This window comes from Pseudooceanicola sp. NS-SX8 (assembly GCF_057380755.1).
Genome location: NZ_CM170819.1, coordinates 1,886,078 through 1,901,767, shown reverse-complemented (window position 1 = coordinate 1,901,767; position 15,690 = coordinate 1,886,078). Strand labels below are relative to the sequence as shown.

15 protein-coding genes are annotated in these 15,690 nt (G+C 69.7%); 5 read left to right on the top strand and 10 right to left on the bottom strand.

The genetic code is table 11. From position 1 onward, the window contains the following. Positions 1–86: 86 nt before the first annotated feature. Positions 87–668 carry a CHAP domain-containing protein gene (locus AC2IR1_RS08630; RefSeq protein WP_486475873.1) on the top strand — a complete coding sequence of 194 codons (582 nt, stop codon included), beginning with the start codon at positions 87–89 and terminating at the stop codon, positions 666–668. A gap of 252 nt (positions 669–920) precedes the next feature. On the opposite strand, the gene AC2IR1_RS08625 is transcribed toward AC2IR1_RS08630, so the two are convergent. Next, positions 921–2,507 carry a trimethylamine methyltransferase family protein gene (locus tag AC2IR1_RS08625; protein WP_486475872.1) on the bottom strand — a complete coding sequence of 529 codons (1,587 nt, stop codon included), beginning with the start codon at positions 2,505–2,507 and terminating at the stop codon, positions 921–923. 276 nt (positions 2,508–2,783) lie between these two features. Next, positions 2,784–3,476 carry an HAD family hydrolase gene (locus AC2IR1_RS08620; protein WP_486475871.1) on the bottom strand — a complete coding sequence of 231 codons (693 nt, stop codon included), beginning with the start codon at positions 3,474–3,476 and terminating at the stop codon, positions 2,784–2,786. Between the two features lie 1,023 nt (positions 3,477–4,499). Here AC2IR1_RS08620 and AC2IR1_RS08615 point away from each other — a divergent pair. Further along, complete coding sequence (locus AC2IR1_RS08615; RefSeq protein WP_486475870.1) at positions 4,500–4,997, top strand: MarR family winged helix-turn-helix transcriptional regulator; 498 nt, start codon at positions 4,500–4,502, stop codon at positions 4,995–4,997. 757 nt (positions 4,998–5,754) lie between these two features. On the opposite strand, the gene AC2IR1_RS08610 is transcribed toward AC2IR1_RS08615, so the two are convergent. Continuing rightward, a complete protein-coding gene (locus AC2IR1_RS08610; protein WP_486475869.1) occupies positions 5,755–6,039 on the bottom strand; it encodes a DUF3572 domain-containing protein in 285 nt (94 codons plus the stop codon). Between the two features lie 156 nt (positions 6,040–6,195). On the opposite strand from AC2IR1_RS08610, the gene AC2IR1_RS08605 reads away from it, so the two are divergent. Beyond that, entirely contained in the window at positions 6,196–7,668 is a 1,473-nt protein-coding gene (locus AC2IR1_RS08605) for a GGDEF domain-containing response regulator (RefSeq protein WP_486475868.1), read from the top strand. A 1,227-nt stretch (positions 7,669–8,895) separates the two neighbouring features. On the opposite strand, the gene AC2IR1_RS08600 is transcribed toward AC2IR1_RS08605, so the two are convergent. From AC2IR1_RS08600 to AC2IR1_RS08585, 4 genes are all read right to left on the bottom strand, one after another. Continuing rightward, entirely contained in the window at positions 8,896–9,444 is a 549-nt protein-coding gene (locus tag AC2IR1_RS08600) for a periplasmic heavy metal sensor (RefSeq protein ID WP_486475867.1), read from the bottom strand. A gap of 4 nt (positions 9,445–9,448) precedes the next feature. Beyond that, on the bottom strand, positions 9,449–10,021 hold the full coding sequence (locus AC2IR1_RS08595; protein WP_486475866.1) for a hypothetical protein: 573 nt from the start codon (positions 10,019–10,021) through the stop codon (positions 9,449–9,451). Continuing rightward, positions 10,014–10,604, bottom strand: a complete 591-nt coding sequence (locus AC2IR1_RS08590; RefSeq protein WP_486475865.1) for an RNA polymerase sigma factor — start codon at positions 10,602–10,604, stop codon at positions 10,014–10,016. Before AC2IR1_RS08590 ends, AC2IR1_RS08595 begins: the two co-directional genes overlap by 8 nt. Before the next feature lie 379 nt (positions 10,605–10,983). Then, on the bottom strand, positions 10,984–11,832 hold the full coding sequence (locus AC2IR1_RS08585) for an EF-hand domain-containing protein (RefSeq protein ID WP_486475864.1): 849 nt from the start codon (positions 11,830–11,832) through the stop codon (positions 10,984–10,986). A 555-nt stretch (positions 11,833–12,387) separates the two neighbouring features. Here AC2IR1_RS08585 and AC2IR1_RS08580 point away from each other — a divergent pair. Together AC2IR1_RS08580 and AC2IR1_RS08575 are read left to right on the top strand one after the other, a co-directional pair. Beyond that, positions 12,388–12,942: a DUF983 domain-containing protein gene (locus tag AC2IR1_RS08580; RefSeq protein ID WP_486475863.1), complete on the top strand. Its 555-nt coding sequence runs from the start codon at positions 12,388–12,390 to the stop codon at positions 12,940–12,942. Next, a complete protein-coding gene (locus AC2IR1_RS08575) occupies positions 12,908–13,651 on the top strand; it encodes an NUDIX hydrolase (RefSeq protein ID WP_486475862.1) in 744 nt (247 codons plus the stop codon). Before AC2IR1_RS08580 ends, AC2IR1_RS08575 begins: the two co-directional genes overlap by 35 nt. Here the strand turns inward: AC2IR1_RS08575 and AC2IR1_RS08570 are convergent, their stop codons facing one another. Genes AC2IR1_RS08570 through AC2IR1_RS08560 form a run of 3 tightly spaced genes read right to left on the bottom strand, consistent with a single transcriptional unit; the run spans position 13,652 to position 15,660 of the window. Then, positions 13,652–14,533, bottom strand: coding sequence for an EamA family transporter (locus AC2IR1_RS08570; protein WP_486475861.1), 882 nt, complete (start codon positions 14,531–14,533; stop codon positions 13,652–13,654). A gap of 13 nt (positions 14,534–14,546) precedes the next feature. Beyond that, a complete protein-coding gene (locus AC2IR1_RS08565; protein ID WP_486475860.1) occupies positions 14,547–15,446 on the bottom strand; it encodes a fatty acid desaturase in 900 nt (299 codons plus the stop codon). Then, a complete protein-coding gene (locus AC2IR1_RS08560; RefSeq protein WP_486475859.1) occupies positions 15,439–15,660 on the bottom strand; it encodes a DUF2061 domain-containing protein in 222 nt (73 codons plus the stop codon). Before AC2IR1_RS08560 ends, AC2IR1_RS08565 begins: the two co-directional genes overlap by 8 nt. Positions 15,661–15,690 lie beyond the last annotated feature (30 nt).

The following is a 15,690-nucleotide window of genomic DNA, read 5'->3' as shown; positions in this document are numbered from 1 at the left end:
AGATCGTGTTTCTTGCGGGAAAAGCTCTGCCATCGGCCTCGCTCGGCCGGTGACGAGGGAAATACGGGACTATCGGGGGATAATCCGTGAGCGTGAAACGCTATGGGCCGCTGTTGCGCGGCATGGCTCTTCTGAGCCTTCTGTCGGCTGCGGCATGCAGCCAGGTCGGCGAAACGACCGAAACGGGGATCAGCCCCGACCACCTGGCCTTCGCCATCGAAGAGGTGGAGGCGTTGCAAGCCAAGGGCGCCCGCGTGTGGTGCGTGCCCTTCGCCCGCAACCTCTCGGGCATCCAGATCCACGGCGACGCGCGCACCTGGTTCCCGCAGGCCACCAAGGCCGAGGAATTCGAGGTCGACCACCGCCCCGTCGTGGGCGCGGTCATGGCCTTTACCGCCACCCCGTCGATGCCGCTGGGCCATGTCGCGGTGGTGTCCGAACTGGTGTCGGATCGCGAGCTTCTGGTGGATCACGCCAACTGGCACCGCAACGAGGTGTCGCTGGGCATGCGCGTGCTGGACGTGTCCAAGAACAACGACTGGTCGCGGGTCCGGCTGGAAAGCTTCCCCGGCGCCTTCGGCAGCGTCTACCCGGTGGACGGGTTCATCCTGCCGCAGCCGGGAGATACCGAAGAGCCGGAGATCGTCTCCGTCTCTGCCGTGCGCTAGGGCGCGGCACGGAATTTAAGCACCGTTCTGGGGAGGACGGTACATTTCGGGACTTGAGTGAGTGGGGGCTGTCCTTTTTGTGGGGGCGGCCCTTTCGCTTTTGGTGGCCTGTCTTGGCGGGTCTGTTGACCCGGTCTGTTTCCCGGTCCTGTCCCCTGCCCCGGAGCACGTTCATCGGCCCAAATTCTTCGGAACGGTTCCCCGGCCTCCTGCTCCATGGCCCCATCCTGCCCCTGCCGCAACGGGCGGAGGTCAGAAGTCGGTCGGCGCGCCGCCCTCTTCCTTGCGGCGGATGACGAAGTCTTCCAGCGCGGCGCGGTTGGCATCCGCCATGGGCGGCGGGGTGAAATCGTCGAGGATGCGTTTCCAGGTCATGTGGGCGCGTTCGGCGGTCCAGACCTCTCCCGCCTGCTGGAAGGCCTCGAAGTTGCGCCAGTCGGACAGGAAGGGCTGGTAGAAGGCCGTCGCGTAGCGGTCCTGGGTGTGCTGGATGCCGAAGAAGTGGCCGTCCTGGCGGACCTCCCGCATCGCCTCCAGCGCGAGCGATCCGGGGTCGGTGGCGCAGATTTCCGGCTCCAGGTAGCGCTGGATCTGCTGGATCACCTCGCAGTCCATGACGAACTTTTCGGGGCTGGCGATCAGGCCGCCTTCGAGCCAGCCTGCCGCGTGGTAGACGACGTTGGCGCCCGACTGCACGGCAGACCAGAGCGCGTTGGAGGTTTCCCACATCGCCTGCCCGTCGGGCACGTTGGCGGCGCAGGAGCCCGACGCGCGCATCGGCAGGCCGTAGTGGCGGCACATCTGGCCGGTCATCTGGGTGGCGCGCATGTATTCCGGGGTGCCGAAGGCGGGGGCGCCGGATTTCATGTCGACGTTGGAGGTGAAGGTGCCGAAGGCGCAGGGGGCACCCGGGCGGATGTGCTGCGCCAGGGCAATGGCCGAGAGGCCCTCGGCCAGGCTTTGCACCACCGCGCCCGCCATGGTCACCGGCGCCATGGCGCCCGCGAGGGTGAAGGGCGAGACGATCAGCCCCTGCCCCCGCCGCGCCATGCGCATCCAGCCGTCGAGCATCGGGTAATCGTGCTTCAGCGGCGAGGTGGAGTTGATGTTGGTATAGAGGTGCGGGCGGGCGGCAAAGGTCGCCTCGTCCCAGCCGCCGGAGAGGCGCACCATTTCCATCACGTCCTCGACCCGTTCGGCGCCAAGGGAATAGGCGTGGGGCACCTTGTCCGTCAGCGTCAGCTTGTCGAAGAGCACATCGAGGTGGCGGGTGGAGGCGTGGATGTCCACCGGTTCCACCGGGTAGCCGCCGGCGAAGTGGATGCAGTTGAAGTACTGGGTGAGCCGCAGCAGGTTGGCGCAGTGTTCGCGGGTGCCGGGGATCTTCCGGCCGAGGTCCATGTCCCAGTAGTTCGGCGGCGAGGAGACATTGCCGAAGAGGATGTGCCGGCCGCCCACGGGCAGGTCGTGGTCGGGGTTGCGGGAATAGAGCGTCCATTCGGCGGGGGCATGGGCCAGCATCTCGGTCACGAAATCGCGGTCCATGCGGACGACCTCGCCTTCGACCATGCAACCGGCCTGGGCGAGGATGCTGCGCGCTTCGGGGTGCAGGAAGGCGACGCCGATCTCTTCCAGCACGGTCATGGCGGCATCGTGGATGGCCGCGACGCCGTCTTCGGACAGGGGTTCGGTGGGGGCGTCGATATTGACCGGAATGCGCCAGGGGCTTTGCGCGATGGCAGCGGAGCCACGGCGGGCGGCGGAGCCGGCGCGGCCCCCGCCACGGCGGCGGCTGCGCGGGGCGGCGGTGTCGGCGGGGCTGGTCGGGGTGTCGGTCATCGGATCCTCCATCGCTGGATCCAGCAGAGCGGTGGCGCCGCGGGCGCGCGCCCACGGATGCGACAGGAGGCGTCGTTTTCAGGCAAGTCCGGGGGTGGGAGGCCCTGGGCGGGGCGTATGCGCCGCCGTACTGGCGCGGGACTGTGCAGGGTCAGGCGGCGGGGGTTGGTGTTGGGGGGCAGTCGGGGGGCGACGACAGCGGCCGGGTGTCCCCGATCGGAGGCGGGGCCGGGTCCCCGAGGCTTCCGGCCCCCTGATGGTCGCGACGGGGCGCGGTCAGGTGAGGGAGTCGAGCCAGCCCGGCAGGTGGCCGATGTCGGGCAGGACGACATGGGCGTAGGGCGTGAGCTCCTCCGCCGGGGCGAAGCCGGTCAGGACGCCGATGCAGATCATGCCCGCGGCCCGGCCCGCGATCAGGTCATGGGTGCTGTCGCCCACCATGGCGATCTGCGCCGGCCCGATGCCCGCCTGCCGCGCAAAGGCCAGCAGGGGATCGGGGTCGGGTTTTGCCCCATGGCCGGAATCGAAACCGGCGAGGAAGGAGAGGAAGGGGTCCAGCCCGGCCTTGCGGATCTGCACCCGGGCCGAATGCTCGGAATCATTGGTCATGACCCCAAGGGCCAGGCCGCGCGCCTGCAGGTCTTCGAAAAGGGGAACAAGGGGGGTTGCAGGCACCAGGGGCGCCTCCGCCGCGGCGGAGATCAGGATCTGTTCCACCTCTTCCATCTCCCGCCCGGGCAATTGGCTGAGAAACAGTTCCGACGCCTCGCGGTTGGTCCCGGCGATCACCGGGCTGTCGGGGAGGAAGCTGCCCGCCTCCAGATCGAAGCGCAGCGCGCGCGCCATGCCCTGCATCAGCGCCGGATCCCCGCCCGAAAGCGTCTGCATCACCCCCAACGCCCAGGCGTTCCAGGTGCCGCCGAAGTCGAACAGCGTGCCGTCCTTGTCGAAAAGTAGTCCCTTGAGCATGCAGTGTCCCCTACTGCCCTGCGCGCGCCGCCGCCTGCCTTACCAACCGCCTGCCTTTCCCGTCGCCCACCTGCGGACCGGTCCCGGATAAGTTCAGCACCGGTATCGGCTTCGGGGCCGGTGCCGGTGCCGGGTCCATTCCGGGGTCGCCTCACCGCCCGCCAATTGGCCGAAACGCCTGGGGTTCAGGCCCCTGCGCCCGTCGACGGGATTGCAGCGGTCGTCGGCCCGGCGATCGGATCCGCTCTCTGACTGGCAAGTCAGACCGGCAAATCAGCATGGCAATTCAAACTGGCATTTCGAACTGGCGCGCCTGTTGATGTTCCTGGGCGCCCTGCCGCTCCGGCCGGGTATCCCACGGCCCCCAAAGCCGCCTGCCCGGATCGCACCGAACGCCCAACATTGAGCTAAGCCCCTCTCGCCGTCCGGGTCCAGCCGGAAACGCACCTAGGGCGAAGGTGTCACGCCAGGGGGACATTTCCGCCACCTTTCAGCAGGATAGCGACGACCCTGCATCGGACGCAGCCACCGTCAGGTCCCTGCGCCCCGCCTCAATGCCCGGTCCCGGCGCCTCCTCCGACACCCCATCCAATGCCCCATTCAGTGTCCCCCTGACAGGGTCTTGTCGCGCTGCGGCCCCTGTCGTGGCCGTGTCCCGGCCGGAGTGCAGAGGATCTGCCGGGAGGATCTATCGAAAGGATCTGTCAGCGGCGCGGAACCGGTCAGGAGCGAAAATGGTCAGGCATATGCCCTGTGATCCTGTCCGCAGGCACGCCGAAAGACTGCCACCGGGCCGTCACCGGCCAGCTTCAAGCCGCGCTCCCCCACGCACCGATCAGCGGCCGCCCTGCCCCGATGGCCCGTCGGCGTTACCGCGCCGCGCGGAGTTTCGGCGACCGCAGGGCGCCCAGCCGCATCCCCGCGCCGCAGTCTGTTTGCAAATACCCCACCACCCCTTTGCAAACCGACAAGCGGCCTTTGCAAACACATCGGGCCATATTTGCAAAGGCTATCACTCCGGCAATGCTTGACTTTCCGGCCCTGCTCAGTCTGATGGGCCGCATGGAGAGCGAGATCCCCCCCTACAAGCTTCATGACTCCCTTGGCTACTGGCTTTCGGTCACGGCCCGCCTGCAGGAGCGGCGGCTGGATGAACGGCTGCGTGACCTTGGCCTGACACGGATCACCTGGTGCATCCTGGTCGGCCTGGCCAACGAGGGGTTGTCGCAGCCCTCCGAGTTGGCGGATTTCGTGGGGATCGACCGTACGGCGACCTCTCGCGCGCTGCGCCAGCTGGAACAGGCGGGGCTGCTGTCGCGCAGTTCGGGCACGGGCGACCGGCGGACGCGGCAGATCACGCTGACCGAAGACGGCCGCGACGCGGTGCGCAGCGCCACCCCCTATGCCCGTGAAAACGGTGCCGTGATGGCCGACCGTCTGGGCGAGGAAAACGTGGAACAACTGCTGACCCTGCTCCGCCGCCTGGCCGAGGGCGAGGAAACCCAGCTGAGCCACCTGTAACCGCCGGCCCGCTCCGGACGGCCCTGTTCAAGTCGCCTTGTCCAAGTCGCCTTGCCCCAGTCACCTCGTCCAGCCGACCCTTTTCGGGCGACGCTGTTCGGCCGACATTGTCCATGGGGCGCTTTCCAGGCAGCCCCGTCCAAGTGCCCCTGCCCGGCGGGTCCGCGCGGACGGGAGGGGCAACCTACGGCAGGACGTATGCGAGGAAGCGCGGCAGGACCCAGGCCAGAACCTCAAACGGCGGGCGTTCGATCTGCCGCAACTTCGGCACAGCGAGTGCGCCTGCGCCCTCGCCCCGTGATGGGGCGCAGCCGCGGAGGGACCCGTGGCGGGCATAGGCCGCACAGCGCCCGGGACCGGACCCGCGCAAGCGCCTGCCCGTCCGGCGGGCCATCGCAGGATTACCACGAGGCCACATCGGGGGACGGGGCCGTATCAGAGGCGCGATACCTTCGGATCGGGGCCGGATGATGGGCCGGATGAGGGGCCGAAAGCGGACGGATCGGCGCAATGTTTGCAAGGTCCCTGCAGGATCCCGGCAAGATCGCCGCAATACCCAGGGGTGGCCAAGGCAGCCCTTTCCCATCGGGCCGCAGGACCCCGCTGATGCCCCCCCCTGACAGGCCCCAAGGATGGCCCCACGCATGGCCCGCAGGGACAAACGCCCCAGCTTGAACAAGGGCTCGTTAACCGGCTTCGCTCAAATCATGCGCTTACGTAACAGCCCGTCGGCAAAGAGCAGCCGAGGCGCCGGCGCTCAGGTCCAATGCACCTGTTCCCCGCCCGGAAGGGCCTGCCGCGCCTGGAAGGGCGTGTCGTAGGTCAACTGCTGCGCATCGCAGAACGCGACCACCCAGGCATCGTCCATCAGCAGAAAATCCAGAACGGAACCAAGGAATTGCGGGTCACCCGCCGCGGTTCGCAGGTCTTCGACGGCCAACCCGGTGGCCCCCATGAAGACGGGCAGCAGATCGTCGTTTCCCGCCAGCCAGATCAGGCAGGCGGTGGCGATATCCTCGGCTCGGCTGGGGCTGATTGCCATGGTTTCCCTCCTGGCTGACACAAAACTGACGGGTCGATTGCAAGGCTTTGTTAACCAATTTCACCAATCCATGGGCTAGGCAACAGCGCCTTGGTGCCGTTGTGAAAATGTCCCCCAGACCGGAGCCAATCCGGCGCCCCAAGCAGGAGATCCCGCATGCCGGGCCGCATCCTTATCCTGGACGACAACGTGACCCGCCGGATCACCCTGGCGGCGCGCCTGTCCGGTGCCTTCTACGAGATCCGCGTCGCGACCTCTGCCGCGGAGGCGCTGGCGCAGGCCGCGGACTGGCGCCCGGGGGTCCTGCTGGTGGCGGATGAGCTGTGCGAGGCGCCGCAGGCCGCCCTGCTGCGGCGGCTGCGCGCGGTGCCGCAACTGGCGGAGGCGACCCTGCTGGTGGTGACCGCGCCCGGCGCGCAGACCGGCCGGGCCGAGCTTTTGTCGGCGGGGGCCGACGACGTGATCCCACGCAGCGAACCGCAAGAGGTGTTTCGCGCCCGGCTGAGATCCCATGATCGCGCGCGCGAGGAGCTGCAGACGCTGAAACTGCGCGGCAGCGACCTGGGCGTGCCCGGCCTGTCGGAAACCGCGCCGCCCTTCCTGGGCGCCACCCGCGCCAGCCTGATCGCGCCCGATGCGGCGACGGCATCGGCCTGGCGGCGGGCGATGGAGGGGCTGCCGGGGGTCCGGCTCGACTTCCTGGATCAGGAGCGGCTGCGCGCGGAGGCGGAAACGGACACTGATATTGGCACTGGCACTGGCGCGGGACGCAGCGGCAGCAGCTGCGCCCTGCCGGCGCGCCACGGGCTTCTGGTGCTGGGCCTGGATTGCCGGCAGGAGAGCCGGGGCCTGCGCCTGCTGGCGGAGCTGATCAATCGGGGCGACCGGGTGGAGCAGGAGATCCTGCTGTTTGCCCCCGGCGCCGGCCCCAAGATCCAGGCCCAGGGGTTCGAGATCGGCGCCAGCGCGGTGATGACCGGTCCCTTCGATGCGGAGGAGGTCGCCGCCCGCCTGCGCCTGCTGCACCGCCGCCTGACCCGCCGCCGCGCCCTGCGCCGCGCCCTGGCCGAAAGCCTGCGCGCCTCGGTCACGGATCCGCTGACGGGCCTGCACAACCGCCGTTTTGCCCTGCCCCGGCTGGCGCAAATCTCCCGCGCCTGTGCCATGCGGGGCGGACAGTTCGCGGTGCTGGTGGCCGACCTCGATCACTTCAAGGCGGTCAACGACGCCCATGGCCACGCCACGGGCGACCGGGCGCTCTGCGCTGTCGCCGAGGTGATGCAGCAGCACCTGCGCCCCGACGACGTCCTGGCGCGGATCGGCGGAGAAGAATTCCTGGCGATCCTGCCGGAAACCGGGCGGGAGGCCGCGCTGCAGGTGGCGAACCGGATCCGCGACGGTGTCCGCCGCCAGCCAGTGACGCTGGCCGATGGCGGCATGCAGATCCCCCTGACGATCTCCGTCGGGGTGACGCTGGGCGGCGCGGGGCGCCGCAGCCCGGAAGCTTTGCTGGAGGATGCGGATCGGGCGCTTTACGCCGCCAAGAACGCCGGGCGCGACCGCGTGGTCGCCCATGATCCGCCGGGCGGCCCCCTGTCCGCAGGGCGCCGGATCGGCGCCGGACACTAGGTGCGCCCGGGGCACGGCAGGAGGGCCGGATCCGGGGCGCGACCTATGATGCCGCGCAGGCGGGAAAACCTGGTTGGATGAGGGAGGGTGAGGAGGCCCGGCGACGACGGGCGCTTGCGCGCCAAGGGAACAGAGCCTGAAGTTGCACAAGCCCTGACGGGACGCGCCCAGATGGGGCGGCGCCAAGGCCAGCCTGCCCGCCCGGGGCTGGCCGACATGAGCGAAACGGCAGGTACAGTCAGCTGAAGCCGGATTGGCGTGACCGGCGAATGCCAGAGCCTGAACTTTCAGGCGAGGCAACGCGTGCCAGACAGGCGGACCGGAAGGGAAGTCGCGCGCCCAAGGTCGGCGAGGAAGGAGCGGCTTGCAAGGACGGGCCAAGCGACACGGCAGGTACTGACGTGAGGGCCTTGCATTGGCCAATTGCCCCCCCCGGTCGGAGTTGAAGCGGCCAAAGCGGCAAGTCAGGCCAGAGGGGCAAATCAGGCCGGTGGGGCGAGCCAGGGCCGGCGGGCAAGGTCGATGGGTCAGGGCGGGCTGAACCTGAACCGGAACGCCGATGAGGGAGGCCGCGCGCGGGCTGGATGAGAGCGGGCGGCGGGCTGGGAGAGACATCCAGGCGGGCCCCTGCTGCGGGCCTGCTGGCGTGACTTGCTGGCGGGGCCCCGGCTGGCGGGATCGGACTCGCGGGGCGCTTTCGGCGCGACCGGGCGGGATTGCGGCGCCGCATGCAGTGGGAATGGAGCCTGAGCGGCGCGTTTGCCGGCCTGGTGGCTGGAGCCAGGCAGGAGGCCGCCGGGATAGGGGGCGAGGAAGGCGCGGCGACGGGCCGATGGATGGCCTGCGAGACGACTGCCCCGCGAAAGACTGGGATGCGAAAAGACTGCACCACGAAAGGACTGCACCACGAAAGGACTGGGACGCTATCGAAATTGGACCGCGCGCCACACGGCGGAGCGCGATGCGGGCGTCGGTCCCTGTACCGTCCCTGTGCCTGAACAGCGCCCTGCAAGAGCCCAGCCAACGCTCTGTCAAATCCCCGCCGATGCCCTGCCAGACCCCGGTTCGCGTCCAGTCTGCGCCCTGTCCGTACCCTTTCCGCCTTTGATCAAGGGGCGGTCGGCAGCCGGTCAGGCCCAGTCGGTCAGGTACGGTCGATCAGGGTCGGCCGGGGAGGCACGGTCGATCAGGGGCGGCCGGTCAGGGGCGGGGTATCAGGGACGGGCCTCAGGGACGGGGCTTGCGGTCCTTGTCCTTCTCGCGCTGCAGGGCCTCTTCGAAGCGATCGGCGAAGGCGCGGCGCTCGTCCGGGGTCATCTGGCGAATACGTTCCAGGAAGGCCTCCTGCCCCGCGCGCTGCATGCGCATGGAATCCTGCGCCTGACGTTGCAGGCTGGCGTCCAGCGCGGCGGCATCGAAGGGCTCTGCCCGCAGGGTGGCGAGCACGTTCTGATACTCGCTTTCCCGCACCGACCTGTCATCCTCGCTCTTGCGCATCTCCTGGAAGACGGCACGGCCGATGGCGCGGCGGTCCTCTTCGTTCAGCGCGGAGGTCAGAGCGCCGCCAACCCGGTCGGGGCGCGGCGGCGGCGGCCGGAAGGGCGCGCGGGACAGGAAGCCCGCGACCAGCCCCGCCACCGCCAGGTTCAGCGCCAGCGAGGTGAAGAGCAGGATGCGCACCCCCATGCCGAGCCGCGCGCGCGGCGGCCGGACCGGATCGGGGGAGGCCCCGTTCGGCGCAGGGGTGGTGCCGGTTTCGGTCTTGGGATCGGTCACGTCATCAGCCCTCGTCGGTCTGCAGGAAATCGAAGGCGGAGGTACTGTCCACCAGGTAGGGATCGGAGGTGATCGCGCTGCCGAAGGCATTGTCGAACCCGGTCTGCAGCGCATCGGGCGGCATGATGCCAAGCCAGAGCCCAGCCACCGTCACCGCCAGCAGCCCCGCAAGCGCGGGCACGCCGCCGATGGCCCGGGTCAGCTGATGCCAGAAGTCATCGAGCCCCATGCCACCGCCGGGCAGCATGCCCCCGCCCATGCCGGCGCCGGCGGGCACCATGCCGGGCACGGCCACGCGAACCGGGGCCGCGGCGCGGGCGGTCGCGCGGGCTTCCTGTGCGCGGGCCTCCCGTTCGGCACTCAGCCGGTCGGCATCGTCGAGGATACGGGCGGTCAGCCCTGCGGGCAGGCCGAAATCGCCGCCCGGGCCAGAGCTGAAGGTGCCGCTGAAGGTGCCGCCGAAGGTCTTGCCGGGCATCCCGTGAGACCTGCCCGAAAAGTCCTGTGCGCGTGCCTCTTCGAAGAGCGCGTCGAGCGCATCTTCGGGCAGCATGTCCTTTCTGTCGCGATCAGTCATCGTGATACCCCAGTTCTTCGCGCCGGTCCGCCAGCAGACGGCTCAGCGCCCGTTTGCCCCGGGCGGTCAGGCTTTCGACCGCCTCGGTGCTGATGTCCAGGATCTCGGCAATCTCAGGATTGCCCAGTCCTTCGAGGTGACGCAAGACCACCGCCTGTCTCTGGCGGTCGGGAAGCTGGTTCAGGGCCTCCTGCAGGGCGTCCAGCCGGGCGCGGCTCTGCATCGCCTCATGTACCGGGGCGGCCGGATCGGCCGGTTCCGGTATGTCGTCGATATCGGCACCGCCACGGCGCTTGCGCAGCCGGTCGGTGCAGAGGTTGGCCGTCACCCGGTAGAGCCAGGTGGTGACCTTGGCTTCGCCCTGGCGCCAGTCGGGGGCGATCTTCCACAGGCGCAGCATCGCTTCCTGCGTGACGTCCTCCGCCTCTGCCCGGTCGCCCAGGATACGGACGGCCTGCGCCAGCACCCGCGGCGCGAGCCGCGTGGTCAGCAGGCGCGACGCCGCCGCATCCCCGTTGGCATAGAGCACGAGGAGCGTGTCGTCGGGTATGGCGTCTGGATCGTCGAAAGCCATTTCTTCCATGTCGGCCGGGCTATACGTTTCAACCCGGGCTGTCCATATTCACGGTCCGGCGCGCCCTGCGCCTGGGGGAAAACCCGGAACGAGGCCGCTTTTTCGGCGCCGCGCTGCCGGTTTTCCGCAAGCTGTGACCGGGGCTAGTGGCCACGGCCGGAATGTCCGCCGATCGGCGCCCGCCCCTGCGGCCAGGTCGATCGGTGAGAGCCCAAGCCCGGGGCGGTACTTCGGGGGACGCAGCTTCCGCCCCGGGCTCGGGAGGACCCCCTGGTCAGGGACTTGACCAGGGGACCTTCCCGCCCTGCCATGTGCCGGTTCAGTCAACTCCGGCGACAGGACGGGAATTCCATCCGGCCCCATTGCGGGGGCCGGCAATTGCGGGCTCTTAGCGTGCCTGGGGCATGCCGAAGAGGAAGAAGGGCAGCAGGGAGCCTTCGCCGCCCATGCCCTGACCTTCACCCGGGGCCTGAGGGCCGCGCGGGCCCTGGCCATCGGGACCCTGCGGGCCACGGGGCCCTTGGTTGTGGGACTCGTGGTTGTCGCCGCGATCACCGCCATGGCCGTCACCGTGGCCGCCCATCATGGGCCGGCCGTCACGGGGTTTGCCGTGATCACCGTGGCCATCCTGCGGACCCATGCCGCGCGGACCATGTTCGCCCTGCGGGCCACCTTGGGGACCACCTTCGGGACCGCGCGGGCCGCGCTGCCCCATCCGGGCCTGGGCCGCGTCGAATTCCTCCTGGCTGATCGCGCCGTCACCGTCGGTGTCGATGCGTTCGAAGAAGGAGCCGTCGGCCTTGGCGTGGTCCGGCGGGGTGATCTCATCCAGGCTGATCACGCCGTCGTCGTTGGCATCGGCCCGCGCCATGGCGCGTTCGGCGGCCGCCTGCATCCGCGCCTCGCGGCGGGCTTCGGCCTTGGCCTTCATGAAGGCCACGACCTCATCCGTGGTGACGGAGCCGTCACCATCGGCATCGACCTCGGCGAAGGCATCGGCCATGCGGGCCTGGCCTGCGGCCTGGATCTCTTCCATGGTCAGCTTGCCGTCGCCATCGGTATCGGCGGCGCCGAAGTCGATGACCGGGCCGCGGCCCATCGGCGGGTGCCCCATCGGGGCCTGCTGACCGGCCGGCGGTTGCGGCGCGGGGGTTTCCGTCGTCTGTGCCGAGCCGGTGGTGGCCATGGCAGCAAGGGCAATGGCGGCAGCGCCACTGAACAGGATTGCACGTTTCATAGTTCTACTCCTCTGAACCCTTTCGGGGGCGATGCGACCGGGCTGCACCCCGGGCGTCATCTGCAGGTTAGAACGGGCCGGGTTCGCGGTTCCGTCGCGGGGAAATGCATTTTTTTCGCGAAGCCTGCGCAGCCCCCCTGTGTGACAGGGAAAAAGCCGTGGCCACGAGTGGAAATGGAGGGCGGGGCGGTCCCCTGTCGGCCCCTAGTCGGCCCCCTGTCGGCCCCTGCCCGGGCGTCGCGGGCGCGGTCCGTGGGGATCGGCGCGGTGGGGGCGTGCGGCCTGCGGTCAGAGATGACTCGCGGACCGATCATTTGCGACATGGGGACGCAAGGCGCCCACAAGCCTTTCAACGCGGCCTCCGATCGCCCATCTTTCGAGGGCAGCCAAGGCAAAGGCGGGGCACGGGTGACGAGGCTTCAATGGCCCAGCCGGATACCGCCCCACCCCGGGCACCGTCTCGCCAAGGCACCGGACGCAATTCAGACCAGAGGCCGGGATCAGGTGCAGGATCAGGGCCGGAACCAGGACGAGAACGAACCGCAGGACGACCCGATGCAGGACACGCAAGACCAGTCGCCCCCGGCAGCGGGCACCGCAACGGCGCCCTGCCCGCCCCCGGCCAGCGCGCCGCAGCCCCCCGGTGGGCGCAGCGGGCGCGGATCCGGCGCGGCCCCGCCCGAACGCCCGCTGGGGCGTGCCATGCTGCGCGGCTGGCGGCGGCGCTGCCCCAACTGCGGGTCCGGTCCGCTGCTGAAAGGCTACCTGACCGTGCGCGATCACTGCCCCGTCTGCCGGGAGGAACTGCATCATCACCGCGCCGACGACGGGCCCGCCTACCTGACGATCCTTGTGGTCGGCCACCTGGCTGCCCCCCTCCTCGGCATCGCCTGGATGACCTGGCAGCCGGAGCCCCTGATCCTGTTCACCTGTTTCGCTATTGGCACGGTGGCCCTCTCTCTCTACCTTCTGCCGAGGTTCAAGGGCGTGCTGGTGGCGGTCCAGTGGGCCCGCTACATGCACGGCTTTGCCCCCGAGGCCAGGCAGGCTGGCGCGCAGGAGGAGACGGGAGAGAATGACACGGAGCACGGAGAGCCCGGCCCGGCCTGAGGCCGCGACCGGCACGACGGCACAGCAGATCCGCGATGCGGCGACGGTGATCGCCCTGCGCCGCCGCGAGGGCGGGCGCGAGGTGCTGATGGGCCAGCGCGGCGCCAAGGCCGCCTTCATGCCGATGAAATTCGTCTTTCCCGGCGGGGCGGTCGATCCCGGCGATGCCGCCGTGCCGCTGGCCGCGCCGATCCCCGATTTCTGCGCCAGCCGCCTGTCCCAGGACGCGCCCGCGGGCATCGCCCATGCCCTGACCGCCGCCGCGATCCGCGAGCTGTGGGAGGAAACCGGGCTGGTGCTGGGCCGTCCGGGCCCCTGGCCCGAGGCGCCCGCCGACTGGCAGGGCTTTGCCGCGACGGGCCACCTGCCCGATGCCTCTGCCCTGCGGTTCGTGTTCCGCGCAGTGACCCCGCCGGGCCGCCCCCGCCGCTTCGACGCACGTTTCTTCACGCTGGACGCCGACCGGGCGATCGCCGGCAACCTGGAGGATTTCGCCGCAGCCTCGGACGAACTGAGCCACCTGCAGTGGATCCCCCTGGCCGAGGCGCGGGCCTTCGACCTGCCCTTCATTACCGAGGTCGTCCTGGCCGAGGTCGCCGCGCGCGACAGCGACGAAGCCCCCGCCAGCGTGCCCTATTTCGCCCAGGGCGAGGAGGCGCAGCTGTTCCGGCGGCTCAGGGGGCGGTCGCCGCTGGACGGCGTGACCTGATCACTCCAGCAGGATCAGTGCCAGCACCGAGGCGGTGACGAAGGCGATGCCGGTGACTTCCTTCCGGGTGACGACCTCGTGGAAGAAGAGCACGGAGGCGAGGAGCGAGAGTACGACCTCCAGCTGGCCCACGGCATAGACCAGGGCGGCGTTCTGCAGGGTGAAGCCGGTGAACCAGCAGAAGGAGCCCGCGACCGAGGTCAGCCCGACCCAGACCGTGGTGCGCCAGCCCTGGACGACGCGGGTCACCTCCCCCCTCTCGCGCAGGAGGAGCCAGGCGCCGAGGCCCAGCACCTGGGCCGTGACGACGACAGCCAGCGTCAGCAGGGCGCGCATGGCCGGTTCGCCGGGCACCAGCAGGGTGGCTCCGCGCACCGTCACGCCGGAGATGGCGAAGAAGAAGCCCGAGGCCACGCCGAGCGCCGCCGCGCGGTTGGCGAAGCGCCGGATGCCCGCGCCCTCCGGCATGTTGGTGAGGAAGAGCACGCCCACCAGCCCGCCCAGGATGGCGATGAAGGCCGGAAGGGAGATGGTTTCCCCCAGCAGCAGCAGGCCGATGAAGACCGTGAGCAGCACTTCGGTCTTCTTCAGGGTGACGCCGACGGCGAAGTTGCGCGACTTGAAGAGTGCCACGACGCAGACGGTGGCGAGGATCTGTGTCGCCCCGCCCGCAAAGGCCTGCAGCCAGAAGGCCGGGGGCAGCGCGGGCCAGGACATCCCGCTGAGCAGGTAGGCCGCCCAGACCACCGGCGCCGCCCAGAGGAAGCGCGCGAAGGTGGCCCCCGCCGGGCTGAGCCCCGTCGAGGCCAGGTGTTTCTGCAGCATGAAGCGCGCGGTCTGGAAGAGGACGGCGGCGAGGGTGACGGGAATCCAGAGGCTCATGCGCCTCTGTCGCCTATTCCGCCGGCGGATGCCAGAGCGGATGGGGCACGCTGTCCTTGGCCCGGGCCCAGTAGCGGCGGAAGACCTCTGCGTAGGAAGCGTAGCGGTAGGCTTCGTTCCGGCGCAGGTAGTGGTCGCGCCGGCGGGCGTAGAGCGCGGGCAGGTCGTACCAGGGGCGGTTCGGGTGCATGTGGTGGACGACATGCAGGTTGTTGTTGAGGAAAAGCAGCGCGAGGGGGCCTCTGTCCTCGATGATCACGGTGCGGGCGCGGGCCTTTTCATGGGCCTGGTGTTCCAGGAAGGTGCGGATCTTCAGCAGGGAATGCGACAGGTAGAGGCCGAGGGCGGCCGCCCAGAGCGGCAGGGAGGAGACCTCTGCCAGCCACCAGAGCACCAGGGCCAGGGCCGGGATGTGCCAGAGCCAGCCGCGCAGGACCCTGGTGTCGCGCAGGGCCCGGCGCGCCTCGGCCGAGAGCCAGGAGAGGTTGCCGACGAGCGGCCCCAGCAGGATCCGCCCCGCCAGCGTGTTGTTGACCCGCAGCAGGGCGCGGCGCCAGGCGGGCAGCCGGTGCCAGACCGCCGGATCCAGGTAGTTGGTTTCGGGATCGTCGTAGGGGTCGGTCAGGATCTGGTCGTGGTGATGCGCCAGGTGGGTCGCCTCGAACCGCAGGTAGGGCACGGTGATCGAGACCGCCGGGAAGACCAGCGCGGCGTTGAGCCAGCGCCGGCGGAAGGGATGGCCGTGGATGACCTCGTGGGTGAGCGAGGAATGCAGCGCCCCGGCGATGGCCAGCAGGGCGATGGCCGGAAGCAGGGCGAGATCGGCCAGCCAGGTGGTGGCGGAGACCAGCCCGCCGTAGCAGGCCAGGAAGAGCAGCAGCGTGGGCCATTCGACGGGAGGACGGTCACGCATCGCCTGCGTCCTGCATCTGACGGCCCCAGGCGATGCGCGCCCAGAGCCTTTCGTAGAGCCAGTAGCAGACCAGCCCCATCCCGGCGTTGACCAGCGCCATCACCCCGCCCAGCGCGGCAGAGCCGGTGAAGAGGAGCCCCACCAGGCTCATCATCACGAGGCCCAGCAAGGCCCAGAGCGCGGCCTTGAGCCAGCTGCGGAGTGGCGTTTCCATCTTGTCCCCCGATTTGATCCCGGTTTTGCG